Source organism: Marinobacter sp. MIT930201 (assembly GCF_047122665.1).
GTDB classification, from domain to species: domain Bacteria; phylum Pseudomonadota; class Gammaproteobacteria; order Pseudomonadales; family Oleiphilaceae; genus Marinobacter; species Marinobacter salarius.
On the sequence record NZ_CP138916.1, the window covers coordinates 2,767,600 to 2,791,720 of the forward strand.

Annotated in this window: 23 protein-coding genes; 12 read left to right on the top strand and 11 right to left on the bottom strand. The window is 58.6% G+C overall.

Going from position 1 to position 24,121, the window contains the following annotated elements:
* Nucleotides 1-29: 29 nt before the first annotated feature.
* The 8 genes from SIC19_RS12630 to slmA all read left to right on the top strand — a co-directional run bounded on the left by SIC19_RS12630 (nucleotide 30) and on the right by slmA (nucleotide 6,215).
* Nucleotides 30-1,352, top strand: coding sequence for a peptidylprolyl isomerase (locus SIC19_RS12630; protein ID WP_036210979.1), 1,323 nt, complete (start codon nucleotides 30-32; stop codon nucleotides 1,350-1,352).
* Nucleotides 1,349-2,353: a 4-hydroxythreonine-4-phosphate dehydrogenase PdxA gene (pdxA, locus tag SIC19_RS12635; RefSeq protein WP_075194232.1), complete on the top strand. Its 1,005-nt coding sequence runs from the start codon at nucleotides 1,349-1,351 to the stop codon at nucleotides 2,351-2,353. Before SIC19_RS12630 ends, pdxA begins: the two co-directional genes overlap by 4 nt.
* Nucleotides 2,346-3,176, top strand: a complete 831-nt coding sequence (gene rsmA / locus SIC19_RS12640; protein ID WP_036210985.1) for a 16S rRNA (adenine(1518)-N(6)/adenine(1519)-N(6))-dimethyltransferase RsmA — start codon at nucleotides 2,346-2,348, stop codon at nucleotides 3,174-3,176. The genes pdxA and rsmA overlap by 8 nt, the downstream gene beginning before the upstream one ends.
* Nucleotides 3,169-3,969 (top strand): symmetrical bis(5'-nucleosyl)-tetraphosphatase, encoded by an 801-nt coding sequence (locus SIC19_RS12645; protein WP_036210987.1) that lies wholly within the window; start codon nucleotides 3,169-3,171, stop codon nucleotides 3,967-3,969. Before rsmA ends, SIC19_RS12645 begins: the two co-directional genes overlap by 8 nt.
* A gap of 61 nt (nucleotides 3,970-4,030) precedes the next feature.
* Entirely contained in the window at nucleotides 4,031-4,351 is a 321-nt protein-coding gene (locus SIC19_RS12650; protein WP_226910030.1) for a DUF423 domain-containing protein, read from the top strand.
* A gap of 27 nt (nucleotides 4,352-4,378) precedes the next feature.
* Nucleotides 4,379-4,579: a sulfur carrier protein ThiS gene (thiS, locus tag SIC19_RS12655; RefSeq protein WP_075194233.1), complete on the top strand. Its 201-nt coding sequence runs from the start codon at nucleotides 4,379-4,381 to the stop codon at nucleotides 4,577-4,579.
* 55 nt (nucleotides 4,580-4,634) lie between these two features.
* Nucleotides 4,635-5,444 carry a thiazole synthase gene (locus SIC19_RS12660; protein WP_036210990.1) on the top strand — a complete coding sequence of 270 codons (810 nt, stop codon included), beginning with the start codon at nucleotides 4,635-4,637 and terminating at the stop codon, nucleotides 5,442-5,444.
* 174 nt (nucleotides 5,445-5,618) lie between these two features.
* Nucleotides 5,619-6,215: a nucleoid occlusion factor SlmA gene (slmA, locus tag SIC19_RS12665; RefSeq protein ID WP_075194234.1), complete on the top strand. Its 597-nt coding sequence runs from the start codon at nucleotides 5,619-5,621 to the stop codon at nucleotides 6,213-6,215.
* Here slmA and SIC19_RS12670 read toward each other — a convergent pair.
* The 3 genes from SIC19_RS12670 to SIC19_RS12680 all read right to left on the bottom strand — a co-directional run bounded on the left by SIC19_RS12670 (nucleotide 6,206) and on the right by SIC19_RS12680 (nucleotide 9,208).
* Nucleotides 6,206-7,030, bottom strand: a complete 825-nt coding sequence (locus SIC19_RS12670) for an inositol monophosphatase family protein (RefSeq protein ID WP_041336399.1) — start codon at nucleotides 7,028-7,030, stop codon at nucleotides 6,206-6,208. The genes slmA and SIC19_RS12670 overlap by 10 nt on opposite strands.
* 49 nt (nucleotides 7,031-7,079) lie before the next feature.
* Nucleotides 7,080-8,375, bottom strand: a complete 1,296-nt coding sequence (locus SIC19_RS12675) for a pyridoxal phosphate-dependent aminotransferase (RefSeq protein ID WP_036210999.1) — start codon at nucleotides 8,373-8,375, stop codon at nucleotides 7,080-7,082.
* A gap of 92 nt (nucleotides 8,376-8,467) precedes the next feature.
* Nucleotides 8,468-9,208 (bottom strand): substrate-binding periplasmic protein, encoded by a 741-nt coding sequence (locus SIC19_RS12680; RefSeq protein WP_075194235.1) that lies wholly within the window; start codon nucleotides 9,206-9,208, stop codon nucleotides 8,468-8,470.
* Nucleotides 9,209-9,394: 186 nt separating this feature from the next.
* Between SIC19_RS12680 and SIC19_RS12685 the strand changes: the two genes are divergently transcribed.
* Nucleotides 9,395-10,057 carry a response regulator gene (locus SIC19_RS12685; protein WP_083637116.1) on the top strand — a complete coding sequence of 221 codons (663 nt, stop codon included), beginning with the start codon at nucleotides 9,395-9,397 and terminating at the stop codon, nucleotides 10,055-10,057.
* Between the two features lie 5 nt (nucleotides 10,058-10,062).
* Here SIC19_RS12685 and SIC19_RS12690 read toward each other — a convergent pair whose 3' ends face one another.
* The 6 genes from SIC19_RS12690 to SIC19_RS12715 all read right to left on the bottom strand — a co-directional run bounded on the left by SIC19_RS12690 (nucleotide 10,063) and on the right by SIC19_RS12715 (nucleotide 18,647).
* A complete protein-coding gene (locus tag SIC19_RS12690; RefSeq protein WP_075194236.1) occupies nucleotides 10,063-11,805 on the bottom strand; it encodes a hybrid sensor histidine kinase/response regulator in 1,743 nt (580 codons plus the stop codon).
* Between the two features lie 76 nt (nucleotides 11,806-11,881).
* Nucleotides 11,882-12,976 (bottom strand): lipase secretion chaperone, encoded by a 1,095-nt coding sequence (locus SIC19_RS12695; protein WP_075194237.1) that lies wholly within the window; start codon nucleotides 12,974-12,976, stop codon nucleotides 11,882-11,884.
* A gap of 86 nt (nucleotides 12,977-13,062) precedes the next feature.
* Entirely contained in the window at nucleotides 13,063-13,989 is a 927-nt protein-coding gene (locus tag SIC19_RS12700) for an esterase/lipase family protein (RefSeq protein ID WP_036211008.1), read from the bottom strand.
* A 154-nt stretch (nucleotides 13,990-14,143) separates the two neighbouring features.
* The gene (locus SIC19_RS12705) at nucleotides 14,144-14,467 is read right to left on the bottom strand and encodes a DUF3301 domain-containing protein (RefSeq protein ID WP_007155520.1); all 324 of its coding nucleotides are present in this window, start codon (nucleotides 14,465-14,467) and stop codon (nucleotides 14,144-14,146) included.
* Nucleotides 14,464-17,547 carry an efflux RND transporter permease subunit gene (locus SIC19_RS12710; protein WP_075194238.1) on the bottom strand — a complete coding sequence of 1,028 codons (3,084 nt, stop codon included), beginning with the start codon at nucleotides 17,545-17,547 and terminating at the stop codon, nucleotides 14,464-14,466. The genes SIC19_RS12705 and SIC19_RS12710 overlap by 4 nt, the downstream gene beginning before the upstream one ends.
* Nucleotides 17,547-18,647 carry an efflux RND transporter periplasmic adaptor subunit gene (locus tag SIC19_RS12715; RefSeq protein WP_036211014.1) on the bottom strand — a complete coding sequence of 367 codons (1,101 nt, stop codon included), beginning with the start codon at nucleotides 18,645-18,647 and terminating at the stop codon, nucleotides 17,547-17,549. Before SIC19_RS12715 ends, SIC19_RS12710 begins: the two co-directional genes overlap by 1 nt.
* Nucleotides 18,648-18,961: 314 nt before the next feature.
* On the opposite strand from SIC19_RS12715, the gene SIC19_RS12720 reads away from it, so the two are divergent.
* Nucleotides 18,962-19,474, top strand: a complete 513-nt coding sequence (locus SIC19_RS12720; protein WP_075194239.1) for a DnaJ domain-containing protein — start codon at nucleotides 18,962-18,964, stop codon at nucleotides 19,472-19,474.
* Between the two features lie 6 nt (nucleotides 19,475-19,480).
* Here the strand turns inward: SIC19_RS12720 and SIC19_RS12725 are convergent, their stop codons facing one another.
* A complete protein-coding gene (locus tag SIC19_RS12725; protein ID WP_036211020.1) occupies nucleotides 19,481-20,266 on the bottom strand; it encodes a secretin N-terminal domain-containing protein in 786 nt (261 codons plus the stop codon).
* A gap of 361 nt (nucleotides 20,267-20,627) precedes the next feature.
* On the opposite strand from SIC19_RS12725, the gene SIC19_RS12730 reads away from it, so the two are divergent.
* Nucleotides 20,628-21,686 (top strand): 3-deoxy-7-phosphoheptulonate synthase, encoded by a 1,059-nt coding sequence (locus tag SIC19_RS12730; RefSeq protein WP_036211023.1) that lies wholly within the window; start codon nucleotides 20,628-20,630, stop codon nucleotides 21,684-21,686.
* A gap of 148 nt (nucleotides 21,687-21,834) precedes the next feature.
* Here SIC19_RS12730 and SIC19_RS12735 read toward each other — a convergent pair whose 3' ends face one another.
* Entirely contained in the window at nucleotides 21,835-22,500 is a 666-nt protein-coding gene (locus SIC19_RS12735; RefSeq protein ID WP_036211026.1) for a LysE family translocator, read from the bottom strand.
* 174 nt (nucleotides 22,501-22,674) lie between these two features.
* On the opposite strand from SIC19_RS12735, the gene SIC19_RS12740 reads away from it, so the two are divergent.
* Nucleotides 22,675-24,117, top strand: coding sequence for a dihydrolipoyl dehydrogenase (locus SIC19_RS12740; RefSeq protein WP_036211029.1), 1,443 nt, complete (start codon nucleotides 22,675-22,677; stop codon nucleotides 24,115-24,117).
* Nucleotides 24,118-24,121: the final 4 nt, after the last annotated feature.

Here is a 24,121-nt window from a genome sequence, read left to right on the forward strand (position 1 = left end):
GGCAGTATTCTTCCATACTAGAGGTGACTATGAAGGCGAACCTTCGCCATTGCGCACAAATGATGCTGGCACTGATGGTTGTGATGGTATCCGCAACCGTACAGGCGGACCGTAAACTGCTTGATCAGGTGGTGGCAGTCGTCAACGACGACGTTATTCTTCAGTCCGAGCTCGAGGCACGGATCAACACCATCACCGGGCGGCTGCGCGCTCAGGGCACCGGATTGCCCCCAAGGGATATTCTGGAAGAACGGGTTCTGGAGCAGTTGATCAGCGAGTCCATCCAGTTACAGATGGCGGACAGGGCCGGAATGCGCATCAGCGACAACGAGCTCAATGAAACCCTGGCATCCATCGCCCAGCGCAACAATATGACGCTGGCCCAGTTCGAGCAACAACTGGTCCAGGAAGGCGTCACCTATCGCGAGGCCCGTGAGCAGATTCGCAACGAGATGATTACCAGCCGGGTACAGCAGCGCCAGGTTGGCAATCGCGTGCGGGTTACGGATCGGGAAGTTGAGAACTACCTTGCGGCAATGGAGGGTCAGGGCCGTAGCAATGCAGAGTATGAGCTTGCCCATATTCTCATTGAGGTGAACGATTTCAATGACGAGGACGAGGTCAGCGCTGCCCGCGAAAAGGTGGAGCAACTGCGTGAAGAAATTGCCGAGGGGCGGGACTTCCGCTCTGTTGCCGTTGCTGAATCCGATGCCAGCAATGCCCTCGACGGTGGCAACATGGGATGGCGTGCCGAGAACCAACTGCCGTCACTGGTGGCCGATGTGGTCCCGGATCTTGAAACCGGAACCGTCTCCCCGGTACTCAGGAACAGCAGTGGCTTCCACCTGGTGATGGTGATGGATCGCCGCGGCGGTGATAAAGCACAGTTCATCGAGCAGTCGAAAGTCCGTCACATCCTGGTACGCACCTCGGAAACCGTGTCGGAAGCCCAGGCGGAAGCAACCATTCGCGATCTCTATCAGCAAATCGATAATGGCGCCGATTTCGCCGTCATCGCCCGGGAGCACTCTGATGACCCGGTTTCCGGCTCTGACGGTGGTAACCTCGGATGGGTCAGCCCCGGACAGATGGTGCCGGAGTTCGAGCAGGCGATGATGGAAGCGGATGTGGGCGAGCTCAAGGGTCCGTTCCGCTCCCAGTTTGGCTGGCACATTCTGCAGGTGCAGGACCGTCGTCAGCAGGACATCAGCAGTGATGTACGGGAATCCGAGGCGCGGCAGGCCATCTACCGCCGCAAGTTTGATACCGAACTGCAGAACTGGCTGCGGGAGATCCGCGACGAGGCGTTTATTGAGTTCAAGAGCGGCTACGGAGCTGACAGCGAATCATGACACAGCCGGTCATCCTCGCACTGACAGCGGGCGAACCTGCGGGCATTGGCCCGGAGCTTTGCTTGCAACTGGCCCTGAAAAAACGCGGGCCCGGCATTGTGGTGGTGGCCAGCAAACCTCTGCTGGAGGCGAGGGCCCGACTGCTTGGGTTGAATGTAGAGCTGGAAGACTGGGCGCCGGGAGCACCAGCCACTGCTGAACCGGGCCGGCTCTCCGTGCTTTCCGTTGATGGATTGGCGTCCACTACGGCCGGCCAGCTGGATCCGGCGAATAGCGCCTATGTTCTGGAAACCCTGCGAGTAGCCGCCCAGGGCTGCCTTGATGGTACGTTCGATGGGATGGTGACGGCACCGGTTCACAAGGGCGTTATCAACAACGCCGGCATCGCCTTTAGTGGCCACACGGAGTTCCTGCAGGAGCTCTGTGGTGTTGAGCGTGTGGTGATGATGCTGGCCACGGACGAGTTAAGAGTGGCACTGGTGACCACCCATTTGCCCCTGAAGGACGTCTCTGCGGCGATTACGGCCGAGCGCCTGGCCCAGGTCACCCGTATTCTGGACAATGACCTGCGCAAGTTCTTCGGCCTTCAGCATCCCAGAATCCTGGTTGCAGGGCTTAACCCCCACGCTGGTGAAGGCGGACATCTGGGGCGGGAAGAAATCGACGTCATCGAGCCGACCCTGGACAAGCTGCGCCGGGAAGGCATCGACCTGACTGGCCCATTGCCGGCGGACACCCTGTTTACCCCTCATTGGCTCGATAACGCCGACGCGGTACTGGCCATGTACCATGACCAGGGCTTGCCGGTTCTCAAATTCCAGGGCTTCGGCCGGGCGGTCAATATCACCCTGGGCCTGCCCATTGTGCGGACCTCCGTCGACCACGGCACCGCCCTTGATCTGGCCGGCACGGGCAGGGCAGATGCCGGCAGCCTGGAAACGGCAATCCGGGTGGGTGAACGAATGGCAACTTCAGCGAAAGAGATCCTATCGAGTGAGTAGCAAACACGGCCATCAGGCCCGGAAACGCTTCGGTCAGAACTTTCTTCACGACCCCGGCGTGATTGAACGCATTATTCGCGCTATCCATCCCAAGCCGGACGATGCCCTTGTGGAAATCGGGCCTGGCCTGGGCGCTCTCACCGAGGAAATGCTTGCCGTTAACTCGAACCTCCAGGTGGTGGAGTTGGATCGGGACCTGATTCCGGTGCTCAGGACCAAATTCTTCAATTACCCCAACTTCCGCATTCATGAAGCGGATGCGTTGAAGTTTGATTTCGGCGAACTGGTTGCCGACAAGCCCCTGAGGATCATCGGCAACCTGCCGTACAATATTTCCACGCCATTGATTTTCCACTTGCTGGGGCATTCCGGCGTGGTGCAGGACATGCATTTCATGCTGCAGAAGGAAGTGGTTCAACGAATGGCGGCGGTGCCCGGAGACAACAACTACGGCCGGTTGGGGATCATGACCCAGTATTTCTGCCGGGTGCAGCCGTTGTTTGAAGTCGGCCCAGGCGCTTTCCGGCCAGCGCCGAAAGTGGATTCCGCCATCGTTCGGCTGGTGCCCCATAAGACGCTGCCGCATCCGGCAAAGGATTATAAGCTGCTGCAGGCGGTGGTGCGCACCGCCTTCAGTGCCCGGCGAAAAACCCTCCGAAAGGCGCTGGCCGGCATGGTTTCCGTGGATCAACTCAACAGCGTTGGCATCAACGATGGCCTGCGCCCGGAAAACCTTGGCCTGGCAGAGTATGTTGCGATTGCCGATTTGTTGGCCGACAGTAAACCTGAAAATTTCGGTGCTGATGAGGTAAGTCATGACTGATTACGCCATTGGCGATATCCAGGGCTGCTATGAACGTCTCCTGGATGTGCTCGCCAAGGTGGATTTCTCACCGTCGCGGGATCGGCTCTGGGTGGCCGGCGACCTGATCAACCGCGGCCCGTCTTCGCTGGAAACCCTGCGCTACGTTGAAAGCCTGGGTAGCTCTGCAGTGGTGGTGCTGGGCAATCACGACCTGCACCTGCTGGCGGTGGCCATGGGTGGCCATGCTCTGAGGAACAAGGACACGCTCGCCGATATACTCGAAGCGCCGGATCACCAACGGCTTTTCGATTGGCTCCGGCAGCAGAATCTCTGTGTTCATGATGAAGACCGCAATCTGGTGATGGTCCATGCCGGGCTGCCACACATCTGGTCTGTGGAAGAAGCGGTCGGCTACAGCCGGGAAGTGGAAGCGGTGATTCGCGGGCCCGAGGCCGAAAGCTACTTTGCAGATATGTACGGGAACTGGCCTGAACGCTGGCACCCGGACCTCAGTGGTATGGATCGGTGGCGGGTCATTACCAACTATTTCACCCGTATGCGGTTTATTGCCGAGGATGGCACCCTGGAACTCGCCGCCAAAGAGTCGGCCGCGTCGGCGCCGGATGGCTATGCACCCTGGTTTCGCTTCCCTCGCCAGGATGATGTGCGTGTGGTGTTCGGACATTGGGCAGCACTGGAAGGCCAGACTGAAAGCACCCGTTATTTCGGGCTGGATACCGGTTGTGTCTGGGGTGGAAAGCTTACCCTGATGAATCTTGATACCGGGGAAAAGATCCATTGTGACTGCTAGACAGATAGAACCCCTGCGCCCGGCACTGGTGTTGGGCGCGCTGTTTGCCCTGTTAGCGGTGATGGCAGGAGCCTTTGGTGCACACGGGTTGCGTGGTGTAATTGACGAGCGGGGGCTTGAAGTTTTCCAGACTGCCGTCACATATCAGATATACCACTCATTGGCGTTAATTCTTGTCGCGATACTCCCGGTTGCGGGTCTGTCGCGGCGTTTGCTCGGCGTTGCGGCCGGCTTTTTTGTTGCTGGAATCCTGTTGTTCAGTGGCAGCCTGTACCTCCTGGTGCTAACGGACCTTCGCTGGATGGGGCCGGTTACGCCGGTTGGAGGAATCGGCTTTATGGTGGGCTGGATATTGGTTCTGATGGCGGGATTCAGGCGTTAGAGACAGATGTTTAAGGCAGGTAACGTTATGCAGGTACAGGTCAACGGTGACGCCATGGAGCTTCCCGAAGAAGTCACTGTCGCGGTATTGATAGAGCGGATGGCATTGGTTGGCAAGCGATTCGCTGTGGAAGTCAACGAAGATATTGTTCCCCGCAGCCAGCACGCCACCTTCAGCCTCAGCGATGGCGACAGGGTAGAGGTGGTTCACGCTATTGGCGGCGGTTAATAACCGCCTTGCCATTCCTTTTCCACGATTCTTTTAATGAGTTCAGGTGTAAAGCATGAGTGACAGTTCTGAAAGACCGCTTCCCGAAGACAAGCCGCTTGAAATCGCCGGTCGGGTATACCAGTCCCGGTTGCTGGTAGGCACAGGTAAGTATCGGGACATGGCTGAAACCGGCCATGCGATTGAAGCCAGCGGTGCGGAGATTGTCACCTTTGCCGTGCGCCGTACCAATCTGGGCCAGAACCCGGATGAACCGAGTTTGTTGGACGTGGTATCCCCTGAGCGCTACACCATGCTGCCTAACACCGCTGGCTGTTACACCGCAAAAGATGCCGTGCGTACCTGCAAGCTCGCACGGGAGCTGCTGGATGGCCATGACCTGGTCAAGCTGGAAGTGCTGGGTGAGGAAAAAACCCTGTACCCGAACATGACCGAAACCCTGGTGGCCGCAGAGGAACTGATCCGCGATGGCTTCAAGGTGATGGTGTATTGCTCGGACGACCCGTTGCTGGCCAAGCGTCTTGAGGAAATGGGCTGTATCGCCATCATGCCGCTGGGCGCACCAATTGGTTCCGGCCTGGGTATCCAGAACCGCTACAACATCCGCCTGATCGTCGAGAACGCCAATGTACCGGTGTTGGTGGATGCCGGTGTAGGTACTGCTTCTGATGCAACCCTGGCAATGGAGTTGGGTTGCGATGGCGTGCTGATGAACACCGCCATCGCCCAGGCCCAGGACCCGATCCGCATGGCCAAGGCAATGCGCCTGGCTATTGAATCTGGCCGCGATGCCTATCTGGCGGGGCGTATGCCGAAGAAGCTTTATGCCAGCGCATCGTCGCCCCTTGATGGTACTTTCTTCTGATCAGGTCCAGAATTTCAACTGATGGTGCCAGTACAGGCGGGCGCATCCATTCGGGACACGCCGTGAATACGTCCCTGTAGGCTCGTAAAAAACATCCCTGTTTTTTACGGTCCCGAATGGATGCGCCCGCCTGCACCCAAATTCCGTAGATAAACAGAGCGCTGTAGTCCTGTTATGACAGAACAAAAAATCAGTCGCCGTGAAGCGATTCTTCATGCCCTCGTGGAGCTTCTGGAGAAAGATCCGGGAGCACGAATTACCACTGCTGGCCTGGCCAAGTCGGTGGGTGTCACCGAGGCGGCCTTGTATCGCCATTTCCCCAGTAAACGGAAAATGTTCGAGGCGCTGATCGAGTTTGCCGAGGAGGCGGTGTTTTCCCGTTGCCAGGTCATCCTGCAGGAACAGGAGGATGTTCGGGTTCGGCTACAGCAACTCGTGCATCTGGTGCTGGTGTTTGCCGAGCGCAATCCGGGGCTTTGCACGGTGCTGACCGGTGATGCCCTGATGGGGGAGAACGAAGCCCTGCGCAAGCGAGCGTCGCAGTTCTTCGAGCGCCTGGAAACCCAGGTACGCCAGGCACTCAAAGAAGGCGAGATTCGCCAGGGTTTGCGCCCGAGAACCAGTTCAGCTCGAGGCGCGGACTTTGTACTGGTGTTTATGGAGGGCCGGGTTCAGCGCTATGTCCGTTCCTCCTTTTCCCGATTACCCTCCAACGACTTTGAAGAGGCCTGGGGCCTGGTTTCAGAAGCGGTCTGGGGCGTTCAATCGTAGCCCGACGCCTTGCGCAGGATGTCACGAACCGACTCCCAGACCGCCGGGGCTGATATCAGGATATCCCGCCCCCACAGGTCCGCCGGATAACCCTCCGGCACCTCACTGAAATGTCCCGCCGTCGCACCCGCCTCCAGCGCAATCAACCGTGCAGCGGCAAAGTCCCATGGGCTGACGTTCTCGTAGTAGATGTCCAACCGCCCGCAGGCCACCCAGCAGATGTCCAGCGCCGCAGAACCGATACGGCGCAGATCCCGGCATTGATGAATCATCGCTTCCAACCGACTTATCAGGGGTTCAAGGCTGTCCTTGGTGTAGGGGAAGCCGGTCGCGAACAATGATTCCCTTGGCCGTGTCGCCCCACTGTGTTTGATGGGGTTGCCATTCAGGGTGGCACCGATGCCCCGCTTGGCACGGAAGGTTTCACCAGAAAACGGAGCGTGTACCACGCCTGCCTGCACCCGCCCCTTTTCCGCATAGGCGATGGAGACTGCCACCTGGGGGTGGCCGTAGGCGTAATTCACAGTGCCGTCGATGGGGTCGATGATCCACAGCGGAGTGTCCAGGTGTTCGGCCTGGCTCAAGTCCGGCATGGTTTCTTCGGAGAGGATGCGATGGTCGGGGAAGCGCTCGCGAATGGCGCCGGTGATCATCTCGTCGGCCATTACGTCGGCGTGGGTGACCAGCTCCGACTGCTGTTTGTAATCGGTACGAAGGGTGTTCTGTTCTCGTTCGTGCTTGATCAACTCACCGGCCTTCAGGGCCAGCTCTTCGGCGAATTCCGCAATGGCGGTAATGGCTTCCGGGTTAGACATGATGGCGCCCTCCGATCTGAAATGAGGGCGCCAGTCTATCATGACCCTGTTACAGGCCGGTGAGCCACTGCTCCATCTTGTCCATGGCTGTCACCAGTCGCGGACAGGCCTGTTTGACGAAATCGTCACTCAGTTCCTGTTCACCGTACTCTTTTCCGGCCAGCGCCAGAGCCTCAGCACCGTCAAAGTCCACAAACGCGAGACGTGCGGCAAGGTGGTCCGGGACAAAGCCGAAATCACTGGCCGGCAGGATGGCCACACCGGTATTTTCCAGTAGCGACTGACACAGAGCCTGACTGGTTTTGATGTCGCGACGGGCCAGTGCTTCGCGGAAGTTGGAAAAGTCCGGGAACAGGTAGAACGCACCCTCGGGCTTTTGCACCACGGCCCCCATATCCGTCAGGCGGCGATGGAGGTATTCGCCTACTACCTTGAGCACCCGGCGTGACTGCTTCAGGTACTCATCCAGGTCTTCGCCACCATTAAACGCAGCAATGGCCGCATGTTGGATCGGAGCGCTGGTTGCGGTGTAGGTTTCGCTGGCGATGATCGCCATGGCGTCCTGCAAAGGGCGCAGCTCGGGCGGAAAAATAAACGTGCCGAGGCGCCAGCCACCCGCGCCAGCCCACTTGCTCAGGCCAGTGCTGATAATGGTGCCTTCCGGGTAATAGCGGGCGATGGACTTGTGCCGTCCCTCAAAGTGCACTTCGCCGTATATTTCGTCCGACAGCAGGATCAGTTTGTACTTGCGAGCGACGTTGGCGATAGCCAGCAACTGGTCGTCTGTGTAGGTACAGCCCGTTGGGTTGGACGGATAGTTCATGATCAGGATACGTGGTCGTGACGGGTCGTCGCGGCAGATGATGTCCAACTCTTCCGCGGTCAGCTGCCAGTTGTTTTCCGCGTGTGTTGGCAACCAGTGTACTGAGCGGCCGATAATGCGTGCCTGCGGCGCGTAGGATACCCAGCTTGGGCGCGGGATCAGCAAGTCGCCATAGTAGGCGAGCTGCAGCATGAACAGCAGCTCCTTGGAGCCGGGGCCAATCAGTACGTCTTCCCAGGTGCAGCGCATGCGCTCACTGCGGTTGATGTAGCCCGAAATCGATTCCCGCAGGGCCTTAAGGCCCTTCACCGGAAGGTAGTCCTTTTCATGGGCATGCTCGCGCAGGGCATCGACCACACGGTCGGGCACCGGAAATGGCGACTGGCCGAGCCCCAGCTTGATAATGTCCCGGCCTTCGGCGCGAAGCTGATTACTGAGTTCGTTGATTCGGAGGGTGGCGGAGGGCTGGATGCCTCTGACGTTCAGGTTGATGGCGTAGCGGTGATCAGTCTGGATGTCCATGGTCCCGGTCTGTTGGTTGAGGGGTACAGCCCGCAGTATAGGAAACCTTTATGCGCCTGTGTGGTTTCGCAGATAGGTGATTGCCGCAGACGCTAGTCGGAATTGCGGGTTTTCAGCTCGGCCAGCACCTTGTTGAATTCGTCGCGGAGCGCCTCCCCCTTCGGATGCTGGCGGGAGAATGCCGCCCGAAACCCCCGCACTTCGCCAACGGTTTGTGGCATTGCGGATACATTTGCCAGCTCCGGACGGTCGGCGATGTGTTTGTCGATCAGATACCGGCAGACGGTTTCCTCGCAGATGAACAGGTCGATACGGCCAAAGGCAATCATTTTCAGCCCCGTGAGTTCCGGGGATTCCTGGCTGATCTGAACAACCCGGGCGTTGCCGGCGACCAGCCATTCCATGAACTCGGGGGCATAACTGTAGGACGCGGATAGCCCAATCCTCAGGCCGGCGAGATCATCCAGCTCCTGCCACTGAAGGCCCCGGTCGGAAAGGCTGAAAAATACATCCCGGGCCTCGCTGATGGGGTTGGTGAAGTAGTAGTGGCGGGCGCGGCTTGGCGAGTATGTCAGGGAGTAGATCAGGTCGGCGGTTCCAGCACGAGCGCTCGCTTCCGCCCGGGCCCAGGGTACAAGCCGGAAAACGGGGTCATAGCCCATCCTCGTCAGGACCTGGCGAAGGGTTTCCGTGTGGGTACCCTTCACCTCACCGTTATCCAGGTATTGGTAAGGCGGATAGATCGACGTGACAACCGTCATTGTGGGGCGGTCGGCATGGGCAATAACGGGAATGAGCACAGCGAGTAGAAGTGCCAGAAAACGTCCAGACATCAGTGCCTTGATCCAAGCAGATGAGAAAGTGTCGTGGCGCCAGTATAGCGATTACACCCTGCACCTGCACAGGTGGTGGAAGGGGCATGCATCAAAACTGTTAAACAGCGAACGGTCGATTCCGGTTTTCATCCGTATAGTATTCCGCACCGCAGTAACAATAACAGCCATTTTGCGGAGAAACCCATGGACACCAGAACGGCTGAAAACGCCGACTGTGCGCTACTGTCATCCGGAGACTGCCTTCCCCTGGCCCGCGTGCTGATCGTGGATGATCATCCATTTTTCCTGTTTGGAATTACGGCGATTCTTGAGCAGGAGCAGCTCGCCCGGGAGGTTGCAACGGTAGCCTCGGTCGCGGACGCGGTGGACGATCTCCGTTCGCGGCCGGAAACCTCTCTTGTCCTGCTGGACCTGACATTGCAAGGGGAGGCGGGCCTGTCGTTGTTTTCCGAGCTTGAACAGATCGGGCTGCCGATTGCCGTGGTGGTCATCTCCAGCCGCGAGGACGAGGCCTCAGTACGAGCGGCACGCTCTGCGGGCGCCGTGGGGTTTCTGCCCAAGTCTGCTGGCCGCCGCTCGCTGCTTCGAATGGTCCAGCGGGTCAGCATCGGCCAGTTGTTCTATCCGTCGTTGCCGTTTCCTTCCCTGAGCCCGGAGCACCTGACCCCGCGCCAACTGGAGGTTCTTACACTCTTGGCGGATGGGCTTCCCAACAAGCGGATTTGCCAGGCCCTCGACCTCACCGAGCACACGGTGAAGACTCACCTGAAAGCGATTTTCACCCATTTAGGTGTTCACAACCGGACCGAATGTGTCGCCGAGGCAAGAGCGCTGGGACTGCTCTGACGCGATCAGTCAGCAAGACGATCCAGTTGGGTAATCGCGGCTCGCAGTCTCATGGGTATCAGCGGTTTGTGCAGTACCCAGAGTCGGCGTTCAGAGTCGTAGCCCTGGGGAATCGTTGTATCAGCCGTCATCAGGATGCCACCGCGGACCGACTTGCGAGCGAAAAGCCGATCGTAGAGGGCATCGCCAGACATTTCCGGGAGGTGGACGTCACTGACCAGAATAGCGTTGGACGATGCGCCCCAACGGGTGATTGCCTGTTCCGCGCTGGCAACGCCTCTCACGCTGTAGCCCCAGGACGCCAGGGTTTCGCAGGTCCAGTGACGAGCCTCATCGTGATCCTCCACAACCACCAGTGAGGGTGAGTGAGCGGAAGGTGGAACAGCCGCTCCGGAAACGGACTCTGTTGTCTGTGGTGCGGGCGTTGCCGGCAGGAAAACCCGGAAACAGGCGCCTTGCCCTGGCGATGAACTGACGTTGCAATGTCCCTCCATCATGCCCGTCAGCTCATGGACAATGGCCAGCCCGAGCCCCAGGCCGGGGCAACTACGCTGGCGCTGACTGTTGCGAAAAAAGGGAGTGAAGATCTGCTTGAGGCTGCCGTCATCGATGCCCCGGCCATCATCCTGTACCTCGAAGCACAGCTTTCCGTTGTCCTGATGGGCTCGAAGATCAATGCGGGTGGCGTCGCTATGTTCCAGGGCATTCGTTACCAGGTTCTGGAGCACGCGGTGCAGCAACTGCGGGTCGGCAAACACCCCACTGCCGGTGGCGGGTTTATGGATGACTAGCTGCGCGCCCGGGCGTTGTACCTGCTCGCTAAACGTTTCAGATACCTGCCGTATGACCTGCCACGTACAAAGCCTGGTGGGCTCAGGGGAGATCATGCCCTCCTGGATGCGGGAGATATCCAGAACCGAGGCCAGCAGGTTGTTGAAATGGGTGACCGAGGATTTCAGTCGCGACACCAGCGACTGCTGTTCACCTGGCAGACCGTCAGCGGTGAGGTTTTCCAGAATCAGGCTGATGACATTCAGGGGTTGACGAAGGTCGTGGCTGGCGACAGTAATAAGTCGGGTCTTGCGGTGATTCTCCTGTTCGGCCTGTTGTTTGGAGGCGTTGAGCATCTGGCGATCCAAAAAGTGGGCTCTCTGACGGTGTTCACTGAGCCAGGACCCTACCATCCCGATGATGTTGGCAGTGCCTATGAAAAACCCGTTAATCATGAGTTGGTGAGCCTCTGAACCGGTGGCGTACTCCACCCAAAGATAGGCAATGATGACCAGCAGGGAGGCGCCGGAAACCGTGCGAAACGGGATGCCCATCACGAAGTAGCCAAACATCAGCATCAGCAGGATGCCTTCATAGGGCAGTGGGTGGTTCTCCAGGCGTGCAAGCCCAATAATGCCCACCACACTGAGGCCGCCAACCAGATAGGCGAGCGCATAGATCTTAACGAAATGATCGTCGCGAATGTCTCGATAGGACAGCCACCACACGCCGATGATGACCGGGCAGGTGACCATAAGCCGAACTGCGATGGTATCCCGTGCGATGGCCGCGGGCAGCATCAGGGAATCCAACAGGGTATATACCAGGAACAGCGTCAGCGCACTGGCGGAGACCAGCCGTGCGCGTGACCGTATGCCTTCGTCCCTGGCTTTGCGATAGTGGGCTTCCAGCGCAGGCTCAAACCGCAGCCGTCGAAACCCGTTGGCCCGTTGATCCCGAAGCTGGGAAAAATTCATCGAGGACTGTCCGGTTGTCGTTGTCGTTACCTCCAGTTTACGCCGGCCAGATAGTCAGGAATGGCATTGGAGCACACTATGGTGATTGTGACTCCAATACCCGCAGTCGGGCCCAGGTGCGGGTCTGTTCGGTATCAAAGTGCTGTTTCAGTAACCGGTTCTCCTGGGTCGTCCTGTCCTCTTCCGCCAACCCTGAGTTGTCCAGACTCGCCAGTGCCTGCTGGAACTGCTGGTATTGGCTGTCGAACTGCTCCCGTTCCTCCATGTAGGCGACCACTTCTCTGGCCTGGGCATCATCAACGCCCAGTTCCCGGAGTCTGCGTCCGGCCTCGGACGGTGAGTCGGCGTCGGATAACGCCTGTTGTCTTGCCCGGTGGTCCCCGCTTTCCTCAATCATGCGGGTTTCGGTGCGGCGGATGACCTCAGGAAGCTGCTGTCGATGCCATTCAGCCAGTGTGTTTTTTGCTTCGGCGGACAGGTCGGTGCGCTGCTGGATATCAAGGGTGGCGAGCGTATAGTCGCCGTAGGCCTCCTCCAGCCCGAAAAAGGCCTCGTGAGTGTCGGCGGAGAACATGCGCCGGCGCAGCTGTTTCATGTCGGCCAATGCACCCTTGAGCATTTCCAACTGGTAGGCGGGGTCGTGCTGCCGGGCGGGGTCAAGGCCCTGGTTCCCAAGTGCCAGTGAGGCATCCTTGTACGCCAGGTACCGGTTGAGCAGGGCCATGGCTTCGCGGGCGGCGCTTTCCGGCAGGCTCTGTTGGGCCAGGGTTCTGATCTGGTCCAGTGCCTGCTCGGCTGATACCTCACCAATGGTGTTCAGGAAGTAGTCGAAGAAGTCGCGGGTTTCCAGATCAACGATCAATTCGCCGTTGGCGTCGGCCCGTAAGTTGCCGTCGATATTGGTACCCGCGAGGGAGCTGGCAAACGGTTGGTCTCCCAGGCTATCGGGTGTCTGGTAGGGGATGGGCGTATCCTCGCCAACGGCAAGTGGCGCCTCGGTAATACCGGGTTCTGGTTGTTCTGAGGTCGTGGCGGGAGTGCTCGCCGCCTTTGTTATTGCTTCACCGCGTGGCTCGTCCGCCAACAGGAACCACACACAGGCAAACACCACCGGAACGGTCATGATCAGGGGAAGTAAAGCCTTCTTGTTCAGTCTGTCGCTATTGTTCATACCCATTATCCTGCCTTGGCAACTGTCGTCGCCGGGCACGCATCAGCGGGGCGCCCGGCGACGGTTCAGACTCGAAAGCGCGAGGGTTACAGCCCGCGATTTTTCAGGCGGTTGGCATGGCTGCGATAGAGCGAGACCGGATTGGTCCGCCACGAACGAGCGCCGAACAGGTGATTGATGGCGTCTACGTGGTTCATGTCGTAGTGGGTGCCGATGACGTTGCCCATCTTGGTGGAACATTCGCCGACCAAGCCATCATTGGGCTCGTTGCCGAAAGCCAGCGAGGTAACACCCAGGAACGGGTCGGTGATGTCGGTCCAGTTGGTCCAGACCGATGTGCCGGTCCAGGAGAAGAACTTGATCCGGTTGCCGTTGATCCACACGTCTTCATTGGTGCCCGCGCATGACCACCGGTTCACCCCTTTCCAGCCGAGGGCGTTGTTCAACTGCGTGGTGCCCGGTGTGGTCAGGGTTTCCAGAGCGGCAATACCATCCTGTGGGTTGTTGGAGCCAGACAGTGCGTTGACCAGATCGCCAAGCGCGTTGGCAATGGCGCCGGCTCCACCTTCGACATAGCTGCCGGGTGGAATGATTCCCCGCGCGACGTCCGCGACTTTTGAGCCTTTGTTGACGCCATTGATAGATGTTACCGAGGCAACTTTGTGGGGAATAAGCGAGGCGGTCACGCGGGAGGTGGGCGCGCCCTGGCTGTGGGCCATGATGTTGACCTTCGAATGCCCAAGCCCGTTGATGTAATTGGCGAGTTGCTGGCCACGCTGCTCGCTGCTGTTCACAAAGGACACACTGGCGGAATATACCCGGGCGCCGCTGCGCTCAAGGTTCCAGGGAACGTTGTGGAAGTAATTGATCAAGCCACCGATGGTGTTGAAACCGGTCACACCGTGGACCAGAACGATGGGATGCTTTGTTTTGGTATAGCTGGCATGGCTGAGTGTGGGTGCTGCAAGCACGGCACAGCTCATGATCACCGCGAAAGTGATGAGTTTACGCATGGTTGACTCCTGTTGTTTTTGTGAGAAAGCACACCCTGTGAGGGCCGCTTATTGTCGCCAATGCGTGGAGGATTATTTGCGATTGGGGCGGGAGTAAGAATCGCCCATTTGGGGGAGGTGATCTGTCGCGTCGACGGGGGGATGTGCCCGGAGGTTAGAGGTCCGGGCCGAAACGGTGGGGGTCCAGCTCCATATGGATGATGCGAGGGCCGAGCATGATGATTCTGCCGAGGTAGCGTTCCTCTCCGGTTGATGTGAATTCAAACAGGAAGCGGCGCCACACCCGGGTACGGCCGTTGTCGTCACGCTTGAACCATACGCCACGCAGGTACACGGCGTCGTCCAGCAGCATCACATCCATTTTCTTACAGTAGTTCCTGGCTGCCTGAAGCACAAAGTCCTTGATGGCCTTGGCCCGCCACCAGTACCAGGTGGCGAAGCCGGCTACAAACAGCCAGAAGAGCGTTCCGAGGGTCACTGGGCGTGAGCCGTATTCCCAGTGCTGCCATTTGCGTCGTCATCCGCCGTGGAGCCGTGGTGGTCACGGCCCAGGAGGATGTAGAACGCGGGCAACACGAAAATGGTGAACAGCGTACCGATGCCCAGGCCTGCACTGATGGTCAGGCCGATGGCGAACCGGCTTTCCGCGCCCGGGCCTACTGCAATCAACAGTGGAACCATGGCGAAGATCAGCGCCAGGGAGGTCATGACGATCGGGCGCAGACGGATGGCCGCCGCTTCCACGACTGCCTCGCGCTTGTTCAGGCCCTTGTCCACCTGCAGCTGGTTGGCAAACTCCACGATCAGTATCCCGTTCTTGGACACAACACCGATGAGGGTGATCAGGCCCACCTGCGTGTAGATGTTCATGGTGGCAAAGCCGAGCACAATGAAGGCCATGGCCCCAGCCACCGACATCGGTACTGATACAAGGATGATGAACGGGTCGCGCCAGCTTTCGAACTGGGCTGCCAGCACCAGGTAGATCACCAGCAATGACAGGAAGAAGGTAACCACCAATGCGCTACCCTGATTCGCGAACTGACGCGACTCCCCGGTGTAGTCGAACGAGAAACCCTGCGGGAAACTGTCTGCGGCGGCATTCTCCATGAAGGCCATGGCATCGCCCACTGTCACTCCCGGCGTCACAACGCCCTGCAGGGTCAATGAGTTCAACTGGTTGAACTGGGTGCGTTGTGACGGCTCCACGTCTTTCTGGAAGCTGATGACGCTTGATAGCGGAACCAGGCTGCCGCTGTCGGCACGAATGTAATAGTCATTGAGCGCCTGCTCGTCCAGGCGGAAATCCTGGTCGACCTGGGGAATGACCTGATAGGAGCGGCCCTGCATGTTGAAGCGGTTGATGTAGCCACCGCCCAGCATGCTGGACATGGCACGGCCAACGTCCTGCATCGACAGCCCAAGATCCGCCACCCGGTCACGGTCGACGTTGATGCGGGTAACCGGGCGGTCAAAGTCGATGGATTTCTGCAGGAACATGAAGTTACCGCTTTGCATGGCCTGTCCGAGCAGGTCATTGGCAACGTCATTCAGGCGCTCGTAGTCCTCGCCCGTGGTGATCACAAACTGGAATGGCAGGCCGCCACCGGAACCCGGAAGGGAAGGTCTGGGGAAAACGGCGGTCTGCAGGCCGGTGACGTTTTTCAGTTCCTGGTCAAGCTGTGGCTGAACCTCGAACTGGCTGATGTCACGCTCGGACCAGGGCTTCATCTTGAAGCCGCCGAACACGGCGTTGGGCCCGGTAATGCCGAGAATCATGAAATCCTCATGGTAGCCGGGTACCGTCGACATACGCTCCTGCACCTCATCTCCGTGTTCCTGGAGATAGTCGAGGGTGGACGTCTGGGGACCAAGCCCCTGATAGAACAGGATGCCCTGGTCTTCAGTGGGTGCCAGCTCGTTCTGGCTCATGGCCACCATGAAATAAATCGATCCCAGCACCACGATGGCGAAGAAAATCACCACGGACTTGGTGTCCATCAACGACGCAAGAGCACGTTTGTACCCATTGGCCAGGCCGCCGAAGGAGCGCTCCACGACCTGCTCGAACCGCCCTGGATTGCCGTGGGGCTTGAGGATCTTGCCGGACAGCATTGGCGACAGGGTCAGTGCCACGATGCCGGAAATAACGACGGTGCCGGCCAGGGTAAATGCGAACTCGGTGAACAGTGAGCCAACCAGTCCGCCCATGAAGCCGATTGGGGCATAGACCGCCACCAGGGTTGTGGTCATGGCGATGATCGGCGTTGCCATTTCGCGGGCACCGTTCAGGGCCGCGTTGAAGCGGGACTCGCCCTCTTCAATGTGGCGGTGGACGTTTTCCACCATGATGATCGCGTCGTCCACGACAAGACCGATGGCGAGTACCATCGACAGCAGTGTCAGCAGGTTCAGTGAGAAGCCCATCATCAGCATGAAAAAGGCGCCGCCAACCAGAGACAGAGGCACCGCCACGGACGGAACCACGGCTGCCCTGACTGAGCCCAGGCAGATGAAGACCACCACCAGAACGATAACCAGCGCCTCCAGCAGTGTCTGGATAACCTCTTTAATCGAACTGTCGATAAAGTCGGACGCATCGTAGGCCAGGCGGACATTCATGCCGGAAGGCAGTTGGCTTTCAATCCCCGGAAGTTCATCTTTGACCAGCTTTGCAACCGTCAACGGGTTAGCGCCGGGTGACAGTTCAATGGCTACGTAGGTTGCTGGCTGGCCCTTGTACAGGGCCAACTGATCGTAGGTCTCGGAGCCCAGTTCAACGCGGGCAATGTCCCGCAGGCGGATCAGTGAGCCGTCGGATTCCTTGACCACCAGATCCTTGAACTGCTCCGGATCACCGACGTCGGTGTCGCTGGTCATGCTGATCTTGGTGTATTTGCCCTTGGTGTTGCCTACCGCCGCCTGATAGTTGTTGCGCAGCAGTACATCCACCACTTCCTGAGGAGTCATATCGACAGCGGACAGACGCTCTGGGTCCAGCCAGACCCGTAAGGCGAACTGGCGACCCAACAGGTCGGCCTTGCCCACGCCGGACAACGCCTGCAGCTTGGGCTGCACCACCCGCGTCAGGTAGTCCGTGATCTGGGGTACCTCCAGCTCATCGCTGTAAAAGGCGATGTACATCAGCGCGGTGGAATCGCCGGTTGTGGAGGTTATTACCGGGTCCTGCGCATCGGCGGGCAGCACGTTGCGCTGACTGGCCACTTTTGCCTGAATCTCGGCCAGCGCTGCGTTGGCGTCGTAGTTCAGCACCATCTTGGCTTCAATGGTGGATTGCCCCTGGGAACTTGTGGACGTGAGGTAGTCGATGCCACTGGCTTCAGCGATGGCCTGCTGCAATGGTGTGGTGATGAACCCTTTTACCAGCTCAGAGCCAGCGCCGGGGTAGGCGGTTGTCACCGTGACGGTGGTGCTTTCAAGTTCCGGGTACTGACGGATTTCCATCTCCATCGCTGCCCGGGCCCCGAGCAGCAGGATCAGCAGGCTGACCACCGTCGCCAGGACGGGGCGCTGTATGAATATGTCGGTGAAACGCATTACTTGGACGCCTCCGCCGGCTGCTCATCTTCCTGGACTTCAACGCGCTGGCCAGCCCTCAATCTCAGCAGGCCCTTGGCGACGACCTGCTCACCTTCTTTCAGGCCTTCGAGCACCGCAACGCGACTGTTCCGGGTGTTGCCGGTCTGGACGGTGCGACGATTGACGACCAATTCACCGTCATCATTCTCTTCGACAACAAACACGAAATCGCCGTAGGTATTGTAGGAAATGGCGGTTCTCGGCACGGTGACAACCTCCTGATCCTGGGGTTGCCTGGTTGCGACCGTGGCGAACATGCCCGGGCGAAGCTGGTTCTCCTCGTTGCCAAGCGTGGCACGAATCCGGACGGTACGGGTTTGCGGATTAACCGACGTGTTGATGGCGCTGACCTGGCCGGCAAAATCACTGTCGGGGATGGCCGCAACGGTCGCCACTACGTCGTAGCCCTGTTGCACCATGGGCAGGTCTTTTTCCGAGAGGGTGTAATCCACGTAGATCGGATCGAGCATGTTGATTTCGACGATCGGCGTACCGGTACCAATGTATTCGCCCTGATCCACCAGACGGAGGCCAAGCTTGCCGTCAAAAGGCGCGCGGATGATTTTCTTGCTCAACTGGGCTTCGGCTTCATTGACCCTTGCCCGTGCTGCGTCGAAATTGGCCTTGGCTTCATCGTACTGGGATTGCGACACGGCGCGCTTGGGAAGCAGGTCGGACACCCGCTTGAACTCCTGCTCCGCGAGCTGTGCCTCGGCACGGCGTGTGCGCAATGCGGCTTCATCAATGGCGGCGTCCAGGCGGATCAGGATGTCGCCTTTTTTCACCGTATCACCTGACTCGAACGCGATGTTCTCAACCACACCGGGAACTTCGTTCGCCACTTCAATACCATTGATGGCTTCAACGCTGCCAACGGCTTTGATCTCAGGTGTCCACATCTCGGTGCTGGCCATGGTCGCGGAAATTTTCGCCGGCGGCTGTGGCTGGGAAAATTGTTCCTGCATCTGGCCGAACTGGTAGAACTTGTAACCAAAAATGCCGCCGAGCACGACACCGAGAAAGATGAGTACAATCAGGAAGCGGGAGGCAGTGCGCATAATTCAGGTCCTGGGTCGTATGTCCGTTACAGGTAATCGTGTTAGCTTTGCAGGCTCCTGATCCCGTAGGGATGGAGTTGCCCGGCTCGTCGGGGGCTGTGTTGGCAAGGACTCGTCAACAAACCGTAAAGAATAGCATCCTATACAAGCGAGAGGGTTGCTGTCACTGATTTGTCAGTGAAAATGCGTACAATTACTGCGCTCCAGGCGCCTTCGCCTGCCTTGTCCAGGCGGGTCCGGGAGCTCGTCCCGTTCACTAGGTTGCCAAACAAGAATGACAGATTTACGACTCGGTCATCTATAAGGATTGGCGAATGCAATGGATTCTTGGTATTGCACTGGCGGCAGCCGTATTTATTGTGCTGAAACAGTGGGGCGCGTTATCGCCGGAGAAGAAAAAGGCCGCCACCTGGAAAGTCGTGTTGGTGGCTGGCGCCGCGGTGCTTCTATTCATGGTGTTGACGGGGCGGGTGCATGTGCTGACCGCCGCAGTGGCCGCCCTATTACCACTACTGAGAAAACTGCCAGCCTTATTGAAGTTTGCCCCAACGGTCAGCCGCCTGTTCGGGCAGAACCGTCAGAGTGGGTTTGGTAATGACGACACCGCCACCCAGCATCAGCGCAGGCAACAGAGTGCCAGTTCCGGAAATATGTCTGTCAGCGAAGCCTGTGAGGTTCTGGGGGTTGCGCCAGACTGCACAGACGACGAGATTGTGCAGGCGCATCGACGTTTGATCCAGAAGCTCCATCCCGATCGAGGCGGCAACGATTACCTGGCCGCAAAGATCAACGAAGCCAAGAGTGTCTTGCTGAAACGCCGTGCCTGACCGGCCTTAAAGAACCTCAACCTTTACCTCGAAGGTCTGATTCTGACGGCGACTGTTCCCGGTTTGGTAGGTGATGCCGGACTGCTCACCTACTCGTTGTTGGCGCGTGCTGCCGAGTTCCACCCATTCACCGGGTTCTACCCGGCGTATGGTCATCACCGCCTCGGTGTCGTAGCCGGGCGGATTGCCCTTCGGGTCTTCCTCAAAAGAAACGATGTTCAATTCGACCGCCTGATCTGAAATCACTTGCGGGCTGACCAGGAAGCCGCTTCGGGTTTCGACCTGTCCCAGAAACGCCGCTGGATTACGGCCCCCGCGGATGGCGATCGGTACGGTGCGGACCTGGCCAGAGGCAATATGAGCGGATTGCCCATCCTGAACGATCAGCGTGCGTTCCTGATTCCGCCGTGTCGTGGTGACCTTGCGTTCTGCCTGTACGCTGACCTGGTTGTTGTTGACGGAAAACCCGCCGCCACCGGTTTTGGCATCCACGTTGTGTCGGGAACGAACCGTAATGCGCATCTGTGAGGGGGCGACGTCCATGGTCTCCACCAGCCTGCCGATTTCATCCAGCACCTCTGGTTCACCACGAACCACCATTTGCTGTCCGCGAGCGGTGATCGACACCTGGCCATCCGGATAAAGTTCGCGGATCTGTTGTGCCACACCCGCTGCGGAGCGCTGTGCCATCTGGTAAGTACGGGCCTCAGGCGCCGCTGCTATAGCGCCTGAAAAAAGCAGCAGGATCAGCAACAAAGAAAGCGTGGGCCGACAATTCATCGCTGTGTTCATGAGTGACTCCGGGACTGGTAGGGCCGCAATACCTGCAAAAAACCGAATTTACGGGTTGCAAAGCCGGAAACCGGGGATATATATTGGAAAGCATGAAGACGACACACGCGACCTGTCAATTGAATGTTCTGCAAGCTTTCGGTGAAAAATCGATCGCTGCGGTCGCTGCTGTGTTTTTTTGGTGGTTTGGTTATGGCTATTTTAGCCAGAGCCCGGGCCGCCCATAAGATCTTCATCGACCGAATAACGAGGAAGGCAGCCCGGCAGAAACCCAGGCTGCCACCGGACTCAAAAAGCCCCGACTGGTAGCCACCAGCCGGGGCTTTTTTGATTCTGACACAGGGAAACGGGAACACTGACCATGAACATGTCGCTGAACATCGAGACACTGAACGAGACCCAGCAGCCATCAGAGGCTGAGCCGGGAACCCGGGAAGTGCCGCTGCCGACACCTGCCGAACTGCGAGCCAGCCTGCCGGTTCCTGCTCACATTCAGGCGCGGATTCGCCAGCACCGGGATGCTGTTCGCCGGATACTCAACGGCGAGGACCCGAGAACGCTGGTGGTCGTTGGCCCCTGCTCCATCCACGACGAAGTGGCGGCACTGGAGTATGGCGAGAAGCTCAAAGCGCTGGCGGATGATGTCAGCGACCGTTTCCTGATTGTGATGCGTACCTACCTCGAAAAACCCCGAACCACCGTTGGCTGGAAAGGCCTGCTCTATGACCCGGAGCGCACTGGCAGCGGAAATCTCAACGAAGGCTTGCTGCGTTCCCGGCGCCTGCTGTTGAACCTGTCAGACATGGGCCTGCCATTGGCCACGGAAGCCCTGAGCCCGTTCGCCATGGATTACCTTGGTGACCTCGTTAGTTGGACCGCCATCGGTGCCCGCACCACTGAGTCCCAGGTTCACCGTGAAATGGTCAGCGGTCTGCCGATGCCGACCGGTTTCAAGAACGGCACCGACGGCAGCATTGGCGTTGCCATCAACGCCATGAAATCAGCGGCCCATCCCCATCACCGGTTCGGCATAGGCAGTCATGGCGCACCCGCGATGATTACCACCGAGGGCAACCCCGATACACACCTGGTATTACGGGGCGGGCGAGGTATTACAAACTACGATGCGGAGAGTGTCCGCGAGGCCGTGGATGCCTTGTCCAGCGCAGGTGTTTCTGCTTCGGTGATGGTCGATTGCAGTCATGATAACGCTCAAAAGCAATCATCGCGGCAACTGGAGATAGCGAAGGAAGTCATGTTCCAGAAGCGGTCGGGTAACCGAAATATTGTTGGATTGATGCTGGAAAGTTTTCTTGAAGAAGGGCGTCAAAATGACAGCGACGATTTAATTTACGGATGTTCCCTAACGGATCCCTGCATTGGCTGGAAGCAAACGGAAGAATTGCTCAGATCGATTTAACGGGAGATATCACCCAGTTCCGATGTGCCGGGCGGGTAGCCTTGGTCAGGACCGTGGAGCGCCAGGGATGGCGCGACCGAGCCCCACATGGACGTGCTTGTGGGCGTGTCCTGGCCAAGGCTACCCGCCTGGCTCAGGCAATCGGCTCTCAGTCCTGGCCGGGGTTAAGGGCCTCGCCCCCGTCCCCAGACACTGTTGAAAACAGCAACTGCCCCGCCAGTAACAACAGAACGCCCCCCATCAGCCGGTCAAGCCAATAGCCGAAACGGTTAAACCCCCTGCGGATCTGCGGCAGGGTGAAGAATACCGCCACGGCCATGAACCACAGGCCGGTGGCCACTGCCATATAGACGCCATAAGCCGTTTGAATCGCAATCGGCGTACCCGGGCTGATGATCACGGAAAAGAGTGATACGAAGAACAGCGTGGCTTTCGGGTTCAGGGTATTGGTCAGAAAACCCAGCCGATAGGCCGCGAAACCGCTTTGCCGACCACCGTTTGCCGTTTCGACATGAATGCCGCCGGCTTTCGAGCGCAGACACTGTATCGCGATCCAGGTGAGATAGAGGGCGCCAACCACTTTGAGAATGCTGAACAGCACCAGCGACTGCTGGATGATCAGGCCAATGCCCAGCAGGGAATACCCCACGTGAATCAGAATTCCCGTGCCAATGCCGAAGGCCGTCAGCAGGGCGTTGCGACGGCTTTGGCACAGCGCCTGGCGAAGCATCACGGCAAAGTCTGGCCCTGGGCTGGCTACGGCCAGGAAATGAACGAGGGCGACGGTGATGAATTCCGGCCAGTAGTTGTGCATACCTTTTATCTCCAGGAAAGCTCCGTTACAGGGCGCCAGTCTAGAAGGCGCGGTTGAAAAAGTCCCGCATCGAATGCTGCGACGTCTTTGGTTGGCAACTGAACGGTTTCCCGTATTCACTCCTATACTGAGGCAGAACCATGAAATTTGTAGGCGGTGAGGGGAGTTGTAGACGTGGAAAAACGCAAAGTGGATGTCGCTGTTATTGGCGCGGGTACCGCTGGCATGAGCGCCTATCGCGCTGCCCGAAAGCATACGGATAATATCGTTTTGATTGAAGGGGGTGCCTACGGTACCACCTGTGCCAGTGTCGGCTGTATGCCCAGCAAGCTGTTGATTGCGGCGGCCGACAGTGCCCATCAATTGCACAAGGCACCTACGTTTGGTGTTCATCCCGGTGACATCCGAATTGATGGCAAGGAGGTGATGGCGCGTGTCCGCAGGGAGCGGGACCGGTTCGTCAGCTTTGTGGTGGAGGCTGTAGAGGGGTTTCCCGAGGCTCACCGGCTTCGCGGCCAGGCCCGGTTCCTGTCGCCTCACCGAATTGTTGTCGGCGAGAAAGTGGAGGTGGAAGCCGCCCGTGTGGTCATTGCCACCGGTTCCCGGCCGAACATCCCCGGCTTTCTCAAGGACGCCAAGGACCGACTGGTGGTGAATGATGACATTTTCGAGTGGGACGACCTGCCTGGGTCCGTTGCCGTGTTCGGTCCCGGCATAATCGGCCTGGAACTGGGGCAGGCGCTCAGTCGGCTGGGGGTTCGGGTGCGGATGTTTGGTGTCAGCGGAAGTCTTGGGCCGCTTCAGGAGGAAGCGATTCGCAACTACGCGCTGAAAACATTCAATGAAGAATTTCCGTTGGATACCAGCGCCAAGGTCCGGTCGGTTGAGCGAACGGACGACGGCGTGCGTATTCGCTTTTCGGGAGCGGATCGCAGTGAAACCACGGAAACTTTCGACTATCTATTGGCAGCCACCGGGCGTCGCCCCAATGTCGACAGTCTGGATATACAGAACGCGGATATTGCCGAGGATGATCATGGCTCACCGCTGTTCGATCATTACACGCTTCAGTGCGGTGACAGTCATATCTTTATCGCTGGAGATGCCAACAATGAAGTGCCACTGCTCCATGAGGCGGCTGATGAGGGGCGAATAGCCGGCGATAACGCGGCTCGATACCCGGATGTGCGGGCGGGGCTGCGCCGGGTGCCATTGGGCATCGTGTTCACCGATCCACAGATCGCCACGGTGGGGATGACCCTCAACGAAGTCGATGAGCGTTGTAAGGGTGGTTATGCCGTTGGTGAGGTTTCTTTCGAAGGGCAGGGGCGCAGTCGCGTTATTGGCGCTAATAAGGGCTTGCTGCATGTCTACGGTGAGCGGGGCAGTGGGTTATTTCTGGGCGCGGAGATGTTTGGCCCCGCAGCCGAACACATCGGACACTTGCTGGCCTGGGCTCTGCAGAAGCGCATGACGGTGAGCGAGATGCTGACCATGCCGTTCTACCACCCGGTAATTGAGGAAGGAGTTCGTACGGCATTGCGTGACCTCAACCGCAAGCTGGATATTGGGCCACAACCGATTGAGCATTGCCTGGATTGCGGCCCGGGTGGTTAGAGTC